Raw genomic sequence first — 17,826 nt, 5'->3', positions numbered from 1 at the left:
GATCTGTGATCCTCCAGAAACGATTTGATGTATTTTGATGAGTAATTTCCAAGAGGTATTCATGCACCGATATGGCTTAGTCTTCACGCTGGTTGCTCTGCTGCTGCCGGCGGCAGCCCACGCAGGCGAATGCCCCACCGCGGCCAAGGCCGAGAAGGGATTCATGCTGCTGCAAGTGGACGCACAAAGCGAGTTCAGGAGGCACCAGGGTCCGATCGTCAAGATCGTAAACAGATATGGCGCGCCCTCCCGGCAAACAGTGTTTTCCTATCGAGGATTGATCGATCTTTCGCGTATGAGCGCGGAATCGCAGCAGGCGATCTACGCGCTATCCGATCTGAAAGATGTCTTCCCACTCAGGAAAGGCGCACGGCACAAGATCTCATTCGTCCCTCTGAATCCTGAAGAACCTGCCGAAGGGCAATGGACCGTCGAGCTTGCCGTGACCGGCCAAGAAACCTTCAAGCTGGAGGACTGCAAATACAAGATTTGGAAGGTCCGGCAGACTACCAAGAAGGGTGACGACCAGGTCGACGTCTGGACCGCGCTCTATTCACCAGACCTCGAGGCGACGCTGGCCAAGGTCTACGGCGAAGGCACCCCCAACGAGTACACTGTACGCTACGAACGAATTCGACCACTTCAGCAGTAACGGGTCCGCGCGCTTACCGGCGGGAAATATATCGATGTGAGTACCGCACTTTCAGGATTCTCCAGAACTTGCGCCTTGCGTCCTCCGTCACTAGCCGCACCGGCCCGCCAACCGTGCGGCCCGTCATGCTGCGAATAGACGTAGAAGCTATACTAACTCGGCGTGTTTCTTCGCCCCATCGCCTTCACGTATAAAAATACCGCGTCAGGTGAAAGAACACCGGAGCGGCGAAACTCAGCGAATCCATACGATCGAGCACGCCGCCGTGGCCGCTGATCATCGTGCCCCAGTCTTTCACCCCCATCGAGCGCTTGACGGCGGAGAGCGCCAGTCCGCCGAGGAAGCCCATGGCGACGATGGCGAAGGCCATCGCGGCCGCCTCTGATGGTGTAAACGGCGTTATCCACCATTGGGAAGCACCTGCAGCGACCGCGGAAAGCCCGCCGCCGACAAGGCCTTCCAGCGTTTTCGAGGGGCTGATGACGGGTGCGATCTTGGTTCTGCCGAATAGCTTGCCGAAGACATATTGCATCACATCGCTGAACTGCACGACGGTTATGAGGAAGAAGAGCAGCAGGAAGGCCTCGCCTCCATCGCCGGCGATGTCGAGCGTCAGCAATGCGGGGGCGTGGCTGATGCAATAGACCGTCAGCATCAGCCCCCATTGGATTCGCGACACGCGGAGCAAAAATTCCTGGGCATCGCCTTTCAGGGCGGCAAGGCTTGGAAGGATGAGGAAGCCATAGACCGGTATGAGGATAGCAAAAAGCGCATACCAGTCGATCCAGATCAGCCAGTATTGAAGCGGCAGCAGGATGTAGAAGGCCGTAGCCAAAGGCAGGTGATCGGCAGCACGCGTCGGTGTCAGCGATACGAACTCGCGCAGCGTGTAGAACGACGTCAGCGCAAAAAGAACCAGCGTTGCGCCCCGCCCCAGTGCAAAACTCACCGCGAAGATCGCGATCATCACCCACCACGCCTTTATGCGGGCGTTGAGATTGTCGATCGTCGCCTGTCCAGCCTCCGATGCCGCCTTGCGCGAAAGCGCGAAGCCGATCAGAGAGGCAACGGCGAGAAGGCCGCAGATGCCGCCAAAGAGGATGAGAAGTTTGTCGTTCAACGACATGGCGGCCTCACGGAACCAGATCCGATGCAAGCGCGGCGACGGCTTCGCGGGCGCGCTCCAGAAAGTGATCTTTCTCCTCGCCCTTCCGGCGCGCGACCGGAGCGCCAAACCCGACCGTGCAACTGATCGGGATCGGCAGGAACGTTCCCTTCGGAAAGGCGCGCGAAGGATTGTCGAGATAGGTCGGGATCAGTTCCACATCCGGAAACTCCTGCGAGAGCCAATAGAGCCCGCTCTTGAACGGTCCCGGCAGGCGGTCATTGCCGCGGCCGCCCTCCGGAAAGAGAACGAGCGACTCGCCCTCCGCGAGCACGCTGCGCAACGGCACCAATGCCGCCCCGGGCGCGCCCTGCGTGGTTCGGTCGATAAGCACCGCGTTCAGCACTTTCAGCGCAATGTGGCGCCGGACCTTGCCCTTGCCCCAATAGTCCGCGGCAGCGATCGGGTGGGTGGACATGCGCAGCGACGGCGGCAACGCCGACCAGATCAGCAGGGTGTCGAGATGACTGGCGTGATTGGCAAAATAGATGCGCTGGCGTTTCTCCGGCAGCGAGCCGATCCATCGAGCCTGTCCGCCGACGAGAAACCGCGTGAGGCCGATCAAGAGGAGGTCGATCAAGGTCCAGACGCCCCCGAAATGCGGGAAACAATGGCTCTCGTGCGCGTCACGCATGTGAGGAGCGCACCGATCAGGATCGTCCAGGCTGCAATGGGGAGCACGAGCCGTTGCGTCGTCAGCAAGGACTCGCCGAGAGCCAGAACGCAGGCAACGCTCATCACTGCCATCCGGTGCTGTTTGGCCATCGGACCGCGAAAATCCTGGCTTTGGCCGAGCGATCCGCCAAAAACGCGCACATAGGCGGTCAAGGCTGCCGCAAGCGCCCCCGCCCAGCCGAGCCATCCTGTTCCCGCGCCGTAGCCAAGCGCCACGATGAGAAGCGTATCGGCGACGCGATCGGGGAATTCATTGTAGAGAGCCCCGACGGGCGAGCCGCGTCCGCCTTCAACCGCCACCATGCCGTCGAGAAGATTGCACAAAAGACGCAACTGGGTACCGATAAGGGCAACGAGATAAAGGAGCGGCCAGCGGGACGCCCAGAACAGCGCCGCCGCGCCAATTGCAGCGAAGAGGACGCTCAGCAGCGAGATTTGGTTCGGCGTCACCGGCGTCTTTAGAAGCAGCGTCGTCAGGCGCCGGGCAAAACCGCTGTCGCGCGCAGCAATCGGGCGCCGGTCCGCGCCCTGTATCGTAGTGTCTTGGCCATCCGGGGCAACACTCATCTTCGCAGAAGCCGGCCGCGTAATTTCCGATTGCAGCTTGTATTAGAACAACTTTACGACAAACACCATATGGTCACCTTCGCGAGCTCGAAACACTCTCGATTGCCCACTGAAATCGGTGCCGGCCTGGTGGTGGTTGCTTCAGTCTTCATCGCCGACGAAACGGTAGCCGACGCCCGGCTCGGTGCGAATGATTTGGGGGTTGCCGGGATCACGCTCGATCTTGCCGCGCAATTGGCCGATGAAAACCCTGAGATAATGCATATCCTCGCCGTGGGCCGCGCCCCAGACGGAGGTTAGCAGCGCCTTATGGGTGACCACCCGGCCGGCGTGGCGGGCGAGCATGACGAGCAGGTCGTATTCCTTCGGCGTCAGCCGCAGCGTCTCGCCGTTACGGGTCACGAGGCGCTTGATCGTGTCGATCGAAAGGCCATCTGCGGAAAGTTGCGCCTGCCCGCCCTCCATCTGGATGCGGTGGCGCAGCGCCGCGCGAATGCGGGCGGTCAACTCGCCGATGCCGAAGGGTTTCTCGATGTAATCGTCGGCGCCAAGGTCGAGCGCAGCGATTTTTTCGCTTTCCCGGTCGCGCGCCGAAAGGATGATGATCGGCACTTGCGACCAGGTGCGGAGATTGGCGACGACGTCCTTGCCGTCCATGTCGGGAAGACCGAGATCGAGAATGATGATGTCGGGTGCTACCGTCGCTGCCGCCTTCAGCGCCTCCGTGCCCGTCATCGCCTCCACCACATCATAACCGGCTGCCCCGAGGGCCGGACGGAGAAACCGCTGGATCTGGGGTTCATCGTCAACCACAAGAACACGCTCGACCGTCATCCGCGCTCCTTCTCGGCAAGATCGGCGTCGGCGACTGGAAAACGCATGGAAATGCGCGTCCCACGGCGCCTGAGCGCCGGGCTTTCCGCCTTGATCCGCCCGCCCATCGCCTCCACGAAGCCCTTGCTGATCGACAGGCCCAAGCCTGTTGCGGGCGACCGGCCGTCCGGCTTCCCCCTTCGGAAAAATTTATCGAACACATGTTCCAGATCGGCCGGCGTTATGCCCTTGCCGAGATCGGTAACGGAAAGCACGACTTCGCTGCCGTCCCGCCGGGCATAGATGCTGACCGGCTCGTCGCCGCCGAATTTGTTGGCGTTGTCGAGGAGGTTGAAGAGCACCTGCCCGAGCAGCACGCTGTCGCCGCGTATCAGCGGCAGATCCGCGGCGATGCTTGTTTCGATCACCCGGTCCGGGAAGTATTTGCGCGCCCGCTCTACGGCCGCGCGCACCACATCCGCCACATCCACCCAATCACGTTTGGCATTGATCGCGCCGGCCTCGATCCGAGTCATGTCGAGCAGGTTCGTGACGAAACGCGTCAACCTGTCGCTTTCTTCCTCTATCGATTTCAGCAGATCATCCCTGCTTTCACCAGGCATTCGGTCGCCGAGCTGACGCAGGCTCGTCACGGCGCCGGTGATCGTCGAAAGTGGCGTTCTGAGATCATGCGAGATGGACGACAGCAGCGCCGCGCGGAAGTGTTCGCTCTCGAGCTGCGCTGCCTGATCGAGGCTCTCGCGCGACAGGCGCGCGCGGTCGACCGCGATTGCGGTCTGATCGAGGATGGCGGCAAGCGCCCGTTCCTCGTTTATCTCCAGCGGTTTATCCTGCTGCAGAAAGCCGCAGACACCGACGACCCCGTGCGGGCTCATCAGCGGCCTGAACTGAAATGGACTGTTTGGCAGCGTGCCGGTCTCGTTGCCGGCCGCCTCCTTCTTCTCGAGCGCCCAGCGCGCGGCCATCATGTCGGTGACACTGAGCTCCGTGTCCGGCGGCCAGGCTGCCTTCAAGGCGATATCCCCGCCTTCCGGCAGCAAAAGCGCAGCGTTGCGCCGCAGCGTCGTGTGAATCTGCGTGACGGCAGCCCAGAGTACATCCTCGGCATTGGCGGTGCCGGAGAGCTTGCGGGAAAAGTCATAAAGCGCCTGCGTCGCCGTCACCCGCCGCCGTGCGGTCTTGGCTTGTTCGCGAACGCGCGAGGCGAGGCTGCCGGCGAGCGTCGCAGCCGCGAGGAAAACGAAGAGCGCAAAAACCTCGTGCGGCTCGGCCACCGTGAACGTGCCGACCGGTTCAATGAAGAAGAAATTATAGGCGAGAACGGAAAAGACCGCCGCGGCGATCGCGGCGACATAACCGGCATAAATTGCCGAGGCGAGCACCGCGAGCAGATAGAGTAGGGAAATATTCTGCAGGATGATGAAGCGCTCGATCAGCAGCCCGAGCACCGTTGCCGACGCGGTGGCACCTGCCGCGATGGCGAGCGCGCGGCCGCTCCCTTCGGGAAGCATCCGCCTTCGCTTACGTCTCGGTTTTGCGGTGGGCTCGCTCCTGTCGGTGATCAGGTGAATGCCGATACCGGACACCCGCTCCGCCAGCGCATCCGGCAGAGACTGGCGAAAGAGCCGCAACGGAAACCGCTGACGCCGCGTCCCGATGACGATCTGCGTCGCATGCTCGCGCCTTGCGAGTTTGAGGATTTCCTCGACGAAATCGTTGCCGGCGATGCGGCGCGTCTGCGCACCCAATAGCTCGGCTAGTCGGAAGGTATCGTCAAGCTGCCGCATCGCCTCGCTATCCCCAGCCTCGCCGTCCGCACGCTCGATGGAGACGACGATCCAGTCCGCGTTGAGGCCCGAAGCGAGGCGGCTTGCCGTTCTGACCACCTTTTCCGACAGGGAGTCAGGGCCGATGCAGACAATGAGCCGTTCGCCAGCCGCCCACGGACCTTCGATGGCGTTCTGCTTCAGGTAGTCGACCATCTGGTCGTCAACCCGATCGGCGGTGCGCCGCAGCGCCAATTCGCGCAAGGCGGTCAAATTGCCAAGCCGGAAGAAGCGATCCACTGCCCGCTTGGCACTGTCGGGAAGATAGACCTTGCCCTCCTTCAGCCGTTCGATCAGCTCCGTCGGCGGCAGGTCAACGAGCAGCACGTCGTCGGCGCGGTTCAGGACCGTATCGGGGACACGTTCGCGCACGGGGATGCCGGCGATCTGCGCAACGACGTCCGACAGGCTTTCGAGGTGCTGGATGTTGAGCGCGGTCCAGACATCGATACCGGCATCTACCAGCTCCTCTATATCCTGATAGCGTTTTGGATGACGGCCTTCGCCGAGGTTGGTATGGGCGAGTTCATCGACGACAATGACGCGCGGGCAGCGCGCCAATGCCGCGTCGAGGTCGAATTCCGAATGCGTCCGGCCGCTGTGGACCACCTCGCGCCGCGGCAAGACTTCCAGTCCCTCAAGCAGGGCCGCGGTTTCGTCGCGCCCGTGCGTCTCAACGATCCCGATCACGATATCGACGCCCTCTTCCTTGAGGCGTCGCGCCCGAGTGAGCATGGCATAGGTCTTGCCGACGCCGGGCGAGGCGCCGAGAAAGACCGTCAACTTCCCTCTCCTGTCCTGTTCGGCCAGCGCCAGCAGGGCATCGGGATCGGGGCGGCTCCTCAGGTCGCGTTCATTTTCGGGCATTCAGTTTCTCAAGCTCGCGCTTAGGTTCTCGGTTCATCCAGGACGAGGTTCAGTTCTAGCACATTGACGCGCGGCTCGCCTATAAGGCCGAGCAGCCGACCTTGCGTGGCCGTCTCGACGAGAGCCACGACATCCGCTTCCGCCAAGCCGCGCGCGTTCGCGACCCGCGCAACCTGAGCCCTTGCGAACTCCGGCGAGATGTGGGGGTCGAGGCCTGATCCCGACGCCGTGCCGGCATCTCCGGGAATATCGCCCGGAAGACCGGCGGCGCGGAGTCGTTCGATGTCGGCGGCCACGCGGTCCCTCAGCTTGGCGGAGGTTGTGCCAAGGTTGGAACCGCTCGAAGCGCCGGCGTTATAGGGCTCCGGCCCTGTCGCCGAAGGGCGCGGCCAGAAATATTTGTCCGAAGCGAAATTCTGCCCGATCAGCTTGGAGCCGATAACGGCTCCATCCTTAAAGATCAGGCTCCCATTGGCCTGGCCCGGCATCAGCGCCTGGGACACGCCGGTAATCGCCAGCGGATAGGCAAGTCCCGTGATCAGGGTCAACGCCAAGGTAAGTACGAGTGCGGGACGAAGTTGATTGAACATGATCATACCAGATTGAGGGTCGAGACGATGATGTCGACAAGTTTGATACCCGCGAAGGGGAGGATCAGACCGCCAAGGCCGTAGACGAGAAGATTGCGGCGCAGCAGTGCCGCCGCGCCGACGGGGCGATATTTGACACCCTTCAGCGCCAAGGGAATGAGCGCCACGATGATCAGCGCGTTGAAGATGACCGCCGAAAGGATGGCCGATTGCGGCGACGCGAGGCCCATGACGTTAAGGGCACCCAGCGCCGGATAGGTGGTGACGAACAGCGCCGGAATGATGGCGAAATATTTCGCCACGTCGTTGGCGATCGAGAAGGTCGTGAGCGAGCCGCGCGTCATCAGCAGTTGCTTGCCGATCTCGACGATCTCGATCAGCTTGGTCGGGCTTGAATCGAGATCCACCATGTTGGCCGCCTCGCGTGCGGCTTGAGTTCCGGTCTGCATGGCGACACCGACGTCGGCCTGGGCAAGTGCCGGAGCGTCGTTGGTGCCGTCTCCGCACATGGCGATCAGACGGCCGCCCTTCTGCTCCTTGCGGATGAAGGCAAGCTTGTCCTCAGGCGTCGCTTCGGCGAGGAAATCGTCGACGCCCGCCTCGGAGGCGATGGCAGCGGCGGTGATCGGGTTGTCGCCGGTCACCATGACGGTGCGGATACCCATCGCCCTGAGCGCTGCGAAGCGCTCCTTGATGCCTGGCTTGACGATGTCCTTCAAATGAATGACGCCAAGCAGCCGGCTGCCATCGGCGACGGCAAGCGGCGTGCCGCCGGTGCGTGCGACCCTGTCGACCGCTTGGCGAAATTCGGCGGGAATCTTGTCCTCGGAGATACCGGCAAACTTGAGAATCGAGTCTACCGCGCCTTTCCGCAATCTGCGGCCGGCGGCATCAGCGCCGGAAAGACGGGTTTCGGCGGCAAAGGGCACGATCCTGTCCATTTTGGCCGACGGCGCCTGGCGCCCGAACTCGCCGACGGCGAGAGCCACGATCGAACGGCCTTCCGGCGTCTCGTCCGCCAGGCTCGCGAGCAGCGCCGCATCGGCGAGCTCCGACTCCGTGACACCCGGAACGGACAGGAAGTCGTTCGCCATGCGGTTGCCGAAGGTCACCGTGCCGGTCTTGTCGAGGAGCAGCGTATCCACATCGCCTGCCGCTTCTACCGCACGGCCCGAAGTGGCGATGACGTTGAAACGCACCAGCCGGTCCATGCCGGCGATGCCGATCGCCGACAGGAGTCCGCCGATGGTCGTCGGGATCAGCGTCACAAGAAGTGCCGACAGCACCGTGACCGAAAGAACGGTGGCGGAATAGCCGGCAAGGCCCCAGAGGGTGACGACCGCGATCAGGAAGATCAGCGTCAGGCCGGAAAGCAGGATCGACAGGGCGATCTCGTTCGGCGTCTTCTGGCGTCGCGCGCCCTCTATAAGCGCGATCATGCGGTCGACGAAGGTAGATCCGGGAGCGGTAGTGATCCGAACCTTGATCCAGTCGGAAAGCACCTGCGTGCCACCGGTGACGGCTGAGCGATCGCCACCGGCCTCGCGGATCACCGGCGCCGATTCGCCCGTGATCGCGCTCTCGTTCACCGAGGCAACGCCTTCGATCACCTCGCCGTCACCAGGGATCAGCTCTCCTGCCTCGACGAGAACCAGATCGCCGACCTTGAGTGTGGTGGCCGGAATTTCCCGCGTCTCCCGCCCTTCGGGGGTCAGGAGCTTGCGGGCAGTCAGTTCCGATTTGGCGCGACGAAGGCTGTCCGCCTGGGCTTTGCCGCGCCCTTCAGCGACGGCTTCGGCAAAGGTGGCGAAGAGCACGGTGAACCAGAGCCAGGCGGCAATCTGGCCGGAGAAAAGCGGGCTGCCGCCATCGGAGACGAGATCGCGGATGAAAAACGCCGTGACCATCGCCGCCACGACCTCCGTGACGAAGATCACGGGATTGCGGAGGAGCTGGCGCGGATCAAGCTTGACGAAGGCGGCCTTCACTGCCGGGGCGAGAATCGCCGGATCGAAGAGGCTCGGGGCGGCTATGTTCGATGGCATGCTTGGATTCCTTCAAAAAGTCTGACCCGAGAGCATCGCGAAATGCTCGATGATCGGACCGAGGGCGAGTGCCGGAAAGAACTGGAGCCCACCGAGAATGAGGATGATGCCGATCAGCAGGCCGACGAAAAGCGGCGTATCGGTCGGGAAAGTGCCCTTCGATGCAGCCACGCGCGTCTTGGCGGCAAGCGACCCCGCGATGGCAAGCACGGGAACGGCATAGCCGAAACGGCCGAGCAGCATCGCCAAACCGAGCGTCGTGTTGTACCAGGGGGTGTTGCCCGTCAGGCCGCCGAAGGCGGAACCGTTGTTGCCGGCCGCGGACGTATAGGCATAGAGGATTTCCGAGAGACCGTGCGGACCGGCAGTACCAATGCTGGCGACGGCCGACGGCATGACGGCAGAGACTGCGGTGAAGCCGAGGATCGTAAGCGGAAGAATGAGGACCGCGAACATCGCGTATTTCATTTCGCGCGATCCTATCTTCTTGCCGAGCAATTCCGGGGTGCGGCCCACCATCAGACCGGCAACGAAAACGGCGAGAACCGCAAAGACGATCATGCCGTAGAGGCCGGAACCGACGCCGCCGGGCAGGACTTCACCAAGCTGGATGAGGAACATCGGAACGAGACCGCCGAGGCCGGTGAACGAGCCATGCATGCCGTTGACGCCGCCATCGGAAAGACCGGTTGTGACCGTCGCGTAAAGCGCCGTCATCGCCTGACCGAAGCGGATTTCCTTCCCCTCCATATTGCCGGGCGCGGCGTCCAGGCCGAGCGCAGACAGAATCGGGTTGCCCTGCGCTTCGCCCCAATAGACGATCCCGACGCCAGCAATCAGAAAGAACGCGGTGACGGCGATGAAGGCCCAGCCCTGGCGGCGGTTACCGACGAGCTGGCCGAAGGTGTAGAGCAGTGCCGCAGATATCGATAGCATGGCGAAGATATTGAGATAGTTGGAGAGAGCCGTCGGATTTTCGAACGGATGCGCCGCGTTGGCGTTGAAGAAACCGCCGCCATTCGTGCCGAGCTGCTTGATGGCCTCCTGGCTGGCGACGGGCCCGAGCGCGATCGTCTGCCGAGCACCCTCCAGCGTCGTTGCCGTCGCCGAGGCGTGGAACGTCTGCGGCAGACCCATCGCTACGAAGGCGAGCGCCACGACGACGGCTATCGGCAATAGGACGTAGAGGGTCGCGCGGGTTAGATCCACCCAGAAGTTGCCGACGGTCGACACGCCGGAGCGGGCGAATGCGCGCGTGACCGCGAGCGCTATTGCGATGCCCGTCGCAGCCGATACGAAGTTCTGGACCGTGAGCCCCATCATCTGGCTGAAATGACTGAGCGTCGTCTCGCCGGCATAGTTCTGCCAGTTGGTGTTGGTGACGAAGCTGACGGCGGTGTTGAAGGCGAGATCCGGCGGCACGTTTGCGAAGCCCTGCGGGTTCAGTGGCAGCACCGCCTGAAGCCTCAAGATGGCATAGAGAAGCGTAAAGCCTACGGCACTGAAGGCGAGCATGCCCAGCGTGTAGCCGAGCCAGCCCTGCTCCTTGGCGGGATCGATGCCGGCGGCACGATATAGCCCACGCTCCACCGGCCCGAGAACGGGAGCAAGAACGTTGCGCTCGCCGGAAAAGACGCGCGCCATGTAGAGCCCCAATGGCTTGACGACAGCGAGGACGGCGAGAAAGAGGAGGCTGATCTGCAGCCATCCAAGAGTAGACATGGGAAATTCTCCGATTCTACAAGTTAGGGCGGGATGTGGGCCGGAACCGCGCGCACAGTCCGCGCCCGCTCCACAAACCAAGGAAAATCAGAACCGCTCCGGCCGGACGAGAGTCACGACAAGGTAAGCCGCAAGCGCGGCGGCGACGGCCAGGCCGATGAGAGCTTCAAACATCGAACCCTCCTAGAGCCGGCTCAGCGTGCGCGCGTAAAGCGCAAGCACGACAAGGCCGCCGATGCCGGCGGCAAGAAAAAGAACATCGGACATATGCATTCTCCAGATCTTTCAGAGATCCGGATGATGCACCCGTGCCGGGTCAATTATCGATTGGGATGGTTTGGTGGCCGCATAAGGAAAAGATAAAGACGGGTAACCGGCCGCCGACCTTATTTTACGGAAATATCGACCCTTGAAATCGGGTTCACTGTCGGCTCAGGCTGGCTGGTCACCTCATGCAGCCATTCGCGCCAGATGGCGACAAGCAGCGCCATGAGAACCGGCCCGACGAACAGGCCGAGAAAGCCCATGGTCTTGACGCCGCCGATAAGCCCGAAAAAGGTCGGCAGGAACGGCAGCTTGATCGGGCCGCCGACAAGCTTCGGGCGCAAGGTCTTGTCGACGATGAAGAGCTCCGTCGTTCCCCAGGCAAAGAGCGCGACGCCCTGCACAGGCGAGCCGCTCGCCACGAGATAGATCGACACCAGGGTGAAGCAGAGCGGAGCACCGCCCGGCACGAGCGCCATGATGCCGGTGATGATGCCGAGCGTCACAGGCGAGGGAACACCGGCCAGCCAGTAGGCGACCCCGAGCACGATGCCTTCGCCGATCGCGATGATGCCCATGCCGGTTACCGTCGAGCTGATGGTGAGAGGCACGACGCGCGAGAGGCGTTCCCAGCGCATCGGAAAGATCCGCTCGCCGAGATGGTCGAGCTGCTTGGAAAAGGACTGGCCATCGCGATAGACGAAGAACAGCGTGATCAGCATGAAGAGCAACGTCAGAAAAGACTGGAAGGCCGAAGCGCCGATCACGAGCACGCCACGATAGATATTGCCGATGTTGGAGCCGCTCACGAGCTGCACCAGCTCGCCCAGCGCGCCTGGATGGCCGACATATTTCACCCATTGCTGCCCGAGCCAAGCGCCGACCGCCGGGATCGTCGTCAGCCAGACGGGCGCCGGTGCGCCGTTCGCATTGGTTTCTACAGCCCAGACGAGCCAATCGCGAACCTCGTCCACCGCGTAGACCGCGACAAGCGAGATCGGCACGACGATGAAAGCGACCACCGAGACGATCGCGATCGTGGCCGCCAAGGTGCGGTTACCATTGACCGTCTGCAGCAGCCACCGATAGATCGGCCAGCTGGCGAAGCCGATAACGACGGCGGCAAGCACCGGCACCACGAAGCCATGGAAGAAATAGACGCCGGCAAGCAGAATCAGGACGAGAAGCCAGCGGGCGGCCGAAATCGGCAGAACGAGGGCAGAGCGCGCATGGGCCGGCTGCCCGAAGAGTCTCGGCTCCGCGGGAAGGTTTTCTCGTTCACGATTGCCCAATTGCACCTATTATCCTCCGTCTTTTAGAAACCTTACAACAAACCCGCAGCCTTGCCAGCCCGTCTCCTGCATCCGCGAGCGGTTTCCGACGAAAGATGGCGCGTCTCAGGCTTGAAGCTAGCACCGACAAAAAGCCAGACGCCTTCTCGTTTTAGCGAAAGCACATGACAGGGAGATTTAGGCGCACTCAAGATCGCCCACCAGAATTCGAGCCGGCAATCTTCTATTGTCGAGGCTTACACCGCCTGCCTCGCCATAGTGGATCGCCTGCGATCCACGAGAGCCGACGCAAGGAAGATGCCGAAGCCGGCGATGCCGAGAACGGCGCCGACGAGACCGGTCGAGGTCCAACCATAGCCGGCGGCGATTGAGAGCCCGCCCAGCCAGGCGCCAAGCGCATTGGCGAGGTTGAACGCGGAATGACTAAGAGCGGCAGCCAGCGTCTGCGCCTCGCCGGAAACATCCATCAGACGCGTCTGCACGCCGGGGACCACCGCGAAGCCGCCACCGATCAAGAGCACGTTGACGATCGCGACCCAGGGATTGGTCATGGTCAAGTAGAAGAGGACATAGGCGAAGACGTTGAAGGCGATCGCAATGCCAATCGCGCGCTGCAACGACCAATCGGCAAGCCGGGAACCGACAATATTGCCGAGGATCATGCCCGCGCCGAATACCGATAACATGATCGGCACATTGCGGAGGGAAACGCCCGCGACCTCGGTCAGCGCCGGGGTGATATAGCTGAAGACTGCGAACATGCCGCCGCAGCCGATGGCGCAGATGCCGAGCAGGAGCCAGACCTGCAGCTTGCCAAGGGCGCCGAGTTCACGCAGCGGAGTCGCCTGCGTATCGCCCTTGTCCTTCGGCACGTGAAGCCAGGTGAGGAGCATCGTGACAAGGCTGATGCCGCCGACGATGGCGAAGGCAGTCCTCCAGCCGAGGGCCTGCCCGAACCAAGCGACGAGCGGCGTACCGAAAAGGGTGGCGATGGTCAGCCCCATCATCACTCGGCCGACGGCTCTCGCCCGCTGGTTGGGCGCGGCAAGCCCGGCAGCGACGAGTGCGGCGACGCCGAAATAGGCCCCGTGCGGCAGGCCGGCGAGGAAGCGCGCGGCAACCAGCGTGTGGAAGTCGGGTGCGATCGCACTTGCAAAGTTGCCGAGTGCAAAAAGAGCCATCAGGACGAGAAGAACCTGAAAGCGGGCGTATCGCGCGGCGATGACGGCGATCAATGGCGCGCCGACGACAACACCCAGTGCATAGGCGCTGATGACCGTCCCCGCCATAGGCACCGAGACGGCGACATCTTCGGCAACCTGGGGCAGCAGTCCCATGATCGCAAATTCACCCGTGCCGATACCAAAACCGCCAACAGCAAGCGCGATTTCCGCCGGCGACACTTTGCTGCGCGGTACGACAATTGCGGTCGGAAGAACGTCTTCGGACATGGAAATAGCCTTGCTGGCGACCGACAGGTCGCCGCTCAAAAAGAATATCTGAAAGGGCCGTAAAGACGTCGGCAGCGCCGACGCGCGGAAGTGTATGGTGCAGTGCAGTATAGTGCTTTCGTGCGCTCCCGCAAGGATTTATGCTGCATTGCACGCGAAAAACGATCGTCGTCTGATGGGCGCGAATCCGCCAATGCGTTGACGTTTACGTCAAAGTTATATAATCCGAATTACGGCTTGAAGAGACGCTGCAAAAGCAGCATCTTCGACGGGGAGGGAAGATCGGGAGGGATTTTTCTTCGCCGTGAGCGCGGCCATTCAATGGCGGCCAGAGGGAGAGAAATCATGGCGGAAGCAAGCACGCAGCAGGCGGGATCCAACGGGGGGAAGATCTGGCTCGAGTCCTATCCGCCGGGCGTGCCCGCCGAAATCGGACCGTTGCCCTATCGTTCGATCGGGGAATTCTTCGACCACGCGGTCGCACAACATTCCTGGCGCCCGGCCTTTACCTGCATGGGCAAATCGCTCACTTTCGCCGATCTCAACACGCATTCGGGCCGGATTGGCGCATGGTTGCAGTCGCTCGGTCTGGCTAAGGGCGACCGGATCGCCGTGATGATGCCGAACATCCTGCAAAATCCGGTTACCGTCTACGGCATCCTGCGTGCGGGCTTCACCGTCGTCAACGTCAACCCGCTCTATACCCCGCGCGAACTGGAGTACCAACTGGTCGATTCCGGCGCCAAAGCAATCTTCGTGCTTGAGAATTTCGCTCATACGGTCGAACAGGTCGTTGCCCGCACGGCGGTTAAACATGTGGTCGTCGCCAGCATGGGGGACATGCTTGGCCTCAAGGGCGCGATCGTCAATCTCGTGGTGCGCCGCGTCAAGAAGCTCGTTCCGGCCTGGTCGATTCCCGGCCATCTCTCCTTCAAGACCGTTCTTGCAAAGGGAGCGAAGCTGACGCTCGCGAAACCCAACATGGCGCCTGGAGCCGTCGCTTTCCTGCAGTATACCGGCGGCACGACCGGCGTCTCAAAGGGAGCTACCCTCACCCATTCCAATCTTCTGGCCAACATGGCCCAGATGGGGCTGTGGTTGGAAACGGCGTTCCTGCGCAAGGCGCGTCCGGAAAATCTCACCTTCATTTGCGCGCTGCCGCTCTACCATATCTTCGCGCTGACGGTGAATTCGCTGATGGGCCTTGCAACCGGCGGAAACAACATTCTGATCCCCAATCCGCGCGACATTCCGGCTTTCGTCGAGGAGTTCGGCAAGCACAAGCCGAACATCTTCCCTGGACTGAATACACTCTTCAACGCGCTGATGCACAATAAGGAATTTCAGCAACTGGACTTTTCGTCTCTCATCCTGACATTCGGCGGCGGCATGGCCGTGCAGCGCCCGGTCGCGGAGCGCTGGCTGGCCATGACCGGCTGCCCGATCCACGAGGGTTACGGACTTTCGGAAACCTCCCCGGTCGCCACCGCCAACCGGCTCGATACGGGAGATTTCACCGGTACGATCGGCATGCCGCTGCCCTCCACCGAGGTCGAAATTCGCGACGAGCAGGGAAATACGCTGCCGATCGGTGAGATCGGTGAAATCTGCATTCGCGGCCCACAGGTGATGGCCGGTTATTGGCAGCGCCCGGACGAAACGGCAAAGGCGATTTCGCCGGATGGTTTCTTCCGCACGGGCGACATCGGCGTCATGAATGCCGAGGGACTGACAAAGATCGTCGATCGCAAGAAGGACATGATTCTCGTGTCCGGATTCAACGTCTTTCCGAACGAGATCGAAGAGGTGGCGGCGACCCATCCGGGCATTCTCGAATGCGCGGCCATCGGCATCGCCGATCCGCATTCCGGCGAGGCGGTCAAGCTCTTCGTGGTGCGCAAGGATCCGAACCTCACGGAACAGGAGGTAAAGCGCTACTGCGCCGCGAATCTCACCAACTACAAGCGGCCGAGACACGTGGAGTTCCGCACCGAATTGCCAAAGTCGAACGTCGGCAAGATCCTGCGAAAGGACTTGCGCAGCTAGGTCAGGACCTTCCGCGATCGCGTGCCGCCCGCGCCTCTGAGCGGGCGGTTTTTTTCGCTGCAGCGCACACGCGCCCTTGATTTGCCACAGCTAAACCGAATAGCTATCGCAGCCAATTTCCGATGCAAGGAGCCCTGCGATGAAAGCGCTTGTCGAAAACCTGAAAGCCATTGCACGCGAGACCAATGCGACCGACATCCGCGCCGCCTTTGCGGCCGATCAGAACCGCTTCTCCCGCTTCAGCACGACGTTCGGCGACCTGCTTTTCGACTATTCGAAATGCGCGGTGAATGACCGGGTTCTCGACGGTCTTGAGGCGCTGGCGAAAGCGGCGAGGGTCGAAGAGAAGCGCGATGCCATGTTCCGTGGCGACATCATCAATATCACCGAGGAACGCGCCGTTCTTCATACGGCTCTCAGAAACAGAGCGAACCGGCCGGTCCTCGTCGACGGCAAGGACGTGATGCCCGACGTCAATGCCGTGCTCGATGCCATGGGCGCCTTTGCCGACGGCATCCGTTCTGGCGCCTTGAAGGGCGCCACCGGCAAAAAGATCACCGACGTCGTCAATATCGGCATCGGCGGTTCCGACCTCGGTCCGGTCATGGCGACACTGGCTCTTGCCCCCTTTCATGATGGCCCGCGGCTGCATTTCGTTTCCAATATCGACGGCGCCCATATCGCCGACACGCTGAAACTTGTCGATCCCGAAACCTCGCTCTTCGTCGTCGCCTCCAAGACCTTCACCACGATCGAGACGATGACCAATGCGGCCACCGCCCGCGCCTTCATTGCTGGCAAGCTCGGCGAGGCGGCTGTCGGCCACCATTTCGCGGCCGTTTCCACCGCGCTCGACAAGGTCGCCGCGTTCGGCATCGATGCGGCGCGCGTCTTCGGCTTCTGGGATTGGGTCGGCGGACGCTATTCGATCTGGTCGGCGATCGGGCTGCCGCTGATGATCGCGATCGGCAAGGAGAATTTCGGCCGCTTCCTCGATGGCGGTCACGCGATCGACGAGCATTTCCGCACCGCGCCGGTGCGTCAGAACATACCGATGCTGCTCGGCCTCATCGGCGTCTATCATCGCAACGTGCTCGGCTATCCGTCGCGAGCGATCCTGCCGTACGATCAGCGCCTCGCCCGCTTCCCCGCCTATCTCCAGCAGCTGGACATGGAATCGAACGGCAAGGCCGTCACGCTCGACAGCACGCCGGTCGAGTTCTCAACCGGCCCGGTCGTTTGGGGCGAACCCGGCACCAATGGGCAGCATGCTTTCTATCAGCTCATCCATCAGGGCACGGATATCATTCCCGCCGAGTTCATGATCGCGGCGAACGGCCATGAGAAGGAGCTGCGGCACCAGCACCGGCTCTTGATGGCGAACTGCCTGGCGCAATCGGAGGCGCTGATGAAGGGCCGCACGCTCGCCGAGGCGAAAGCGCAGCTCACCTCCAAGGGCATGGATGAGGCAAAGGCGAACCGGATCGCGCCGCATCGTGTCTTCACCGGCAACCGGCCGTCGCTCACCTTCGTCTACGACCAGCTCGATCCATTCGCGCTCGGTCGCCTGATCGCCCTCTACGAGCACCGCGTCTTTGTCGAAGGCGCGCTCTTCAACATCAACTCCTTCGACCAATGGGGCGTCGAGCTCGGCAAGGAGCTCGCGACCGGCCTCCTGCCGGTGGTCGAAGGCAAGGTGAGCGCCGAAGGTCACGATTCCTCGACCGCCGGCCTGGTTGCCGCGCTGCTGAAGCCTGCGCGCTGATTGCAAAAATCAAGGCGCCAGCCAGGTTGGCGCCCTCGATTTTCTTATCGACTCTCTCTTGTTTC

Annotated in this window: 14 protein-coding genes; 3 read left to right on the top strand and 11 right to left on the bottom strand. The window is 62.1% G+C overall.

What is annotated here, in order from left to right; translation table 11 throughout:
- Window positions 1-37: 37 nt before the first annotated feature.
- A complete protein-coding gene (locus PYH37_RS13550) occupies window positions 38-652 on the top strand; it encodes a hypothetical protein (protein ID WP_280736038.1) in 615 nt (204 codons plus the stop codon).
- A 184-nt stretch (window positions 653-836) separates the two neighbouring features.
- Here the strand turns inward: PYH37_RS13550 and PYH37_RS13545 are convergent, their stop codons facing one another.
- From PYH37_RS13545 to PYH37_RS13500, 11 genes are all read right to left on the bottom strand, one after another.
- Entirely contained in the window at window positions 837-1,778 is a 942-nt protein-coding gene (locus PYH37_RS13545) for a phosphatidate cytidylyltransferase (protein ID WP_280735456.1), read from the bottom strand.
- 7 nt (window positions 1,779-1,785) lie between these two features.
- A complete protein-coding gene (locus PYH37_RS13540; RefSeq protein ID WP_280735455.1) occupies window positions 1,786-2,397 on the bottom strand; it encodes a lysophospholipid acyltransferase family protein in 612 nt (203 codons plus the stop codon).
- Window positions 2,394-3,059 (bottom strand): CDP-alcohol phosphatidyltransferase family protein, encoded by a 666-nt coding sequence (locus tag PYH37_RS13535; RefSeq protein ID WP_280735454.1) that lies wholly within the window; start codon window positions 3,057-3,059, stop codon window positions 2,394-2,396. The genes PYH37_RS13540 and PYH37_RS13535 overlap by 4 nt, the downstream gene beginning before the upstream one ends.
- Before the next feature lie 141 nt (window positions 3,060-3,200).
- Complete coding sequence (locus tag PYH37_RS13530) at window positions 3,201-3,893, bottom strand: response regulator (RefSeq protein ID WP_280735453.1); 693 nt, start codon at window positions 3,891-3,893, stop codon at window positions 3,201-3,203.
- Window positions 3,890-6,586 carry a sensor histidine kinase gene (locus PYH37_RS13525; protein ID WP_280735452.1) on the bottom strand — a complete coding sequence of 899 codons (2,697 nt, stop codon included), beginning with the start codon at window positions 6,584-6,586 and terminating at the stop codon, window positions 3,890-3,892. The genes PYH37_RS13530 and PYH37_RS13525 overlap by 4 nt, the downstream gene beginning before the upstream one ends.
- Before the next feature lie 20 nt (window positions 6,587-6,606).
- A complete protein-coding gene (gene kdpC / locus PYH37_RS13520; protein WP_280735451.1) occupies window positions 6,607-7,176 on the bottom strand; it encodes a potassium-transporting ATPase subunit KdpC in 570 nt (189 codons plus the stop codon).
- A gap of 2 nt (window positions 7,177-7,178) precedes the next feature.
- Window positions 7,179-9,221, bottom strand: coding sequence for a potassium-transporting ATPase subunit KdpB (kdpB, locus tag PYH37_RS13515; protein ID WP_280735450.1), 2,043 nt, complete (start codon window positions 9,219-9,221; stop codon window positions 7,179-7,181).
- Window positions 9,222-9,233: 12 nt separating this feature from the next.
- A complete protein-coding gene (kdpA, locus tag PYH37_RS13510; RefSeq protein WP_280735449.1) occupies window positions 9,234-10,943 on the bottom strand; it encodes a potassium-transporting ATPase subunit KdpA in 1,710 nt (569 codons plus the stop codon).
- 87 nt (window positions 10,944-11,030) lie between these two features.
- Complete coding sequence (gene kdpF / locus PYH37_RS32440) at window positions 11,031-11,117, bottom strand: K(+)-transporting ATPase subunit F (protein WP_425336152.1); 87 nt, start codon at window positions 11,115-11,117, stop codon at window positions 11,031-11,033.
- Between the two features lie 212 nt (window positions 11,118-11,329).
- The gene (locus PYH37_RS13505; protein WP_280735448.1) at window positions 11,330-12,505 is read right to left on the bottom strand and encodes an AI-2E family transporter; all 1,176 of its coding nucleotides are present in this window, start codon (window positions 12,503-12,505) and stop codon (window positions 11,330-11,332) included.
- A gap of 230 nt (window positions 12,506-12,735) precedes the next feature.
- Window positions 12,736-13,950 (bottom strand): MFS transporter, encoded by a 1,215-nt coding sequence (locus PYH37_RS13500; RefSeq protein WP_280735447.1) that lies wholly within the window; start codon window positions 13,948-13,950, stop codon window positions 12,736-12,738.
- A gap of 345 nt (window positions 13,951-14,295) precedes the next feature.
- On the opposite strand from PYH37_RS13500, the gene PYH37_RS13495 reads away from it, so the two are divergent.
- Window positions 14,296-15,996 (top strand): long-chain fatty acid--CoA ligase, encoded by a 1,701-nt coding sequence (locus tag PYH37_RS13495; protein WP_280735446.1) that lies wholly within the window; start codon window positions 14,296-14,298, stop codon window positions 15,994-15,996.
- Between the two features lie 139 nt (window positions 15,997-16,135).
- Window positions 16,136-17,761, top strand: coding sequence for a glucose-6-phosphate isomerase (gene pgi, locus PYH37_RS13490; RefSeq protein WP_280735445.1), 1,626 nt, complete (start codon window positions 16,136-16,138; stop codon window positions 17,759-17,761).
- Window positions 17,762-17,826 lie beyond the last annotated feature (65 nt).

Source organism: Sinorhizobium numidicum (assembly GCF_029892045.1).
GTDB lineage: Bacteria > Pseudomonadota > Alphaproteobacteria > Rhizobiales > Rhizobiaceae > Sinorhizobium > Sinorhizobium numidicum.
Note: the sequence above shows the minus strand (reverse complement) of the source record. Positions and strands in the feature narration are given on the sequence as shown.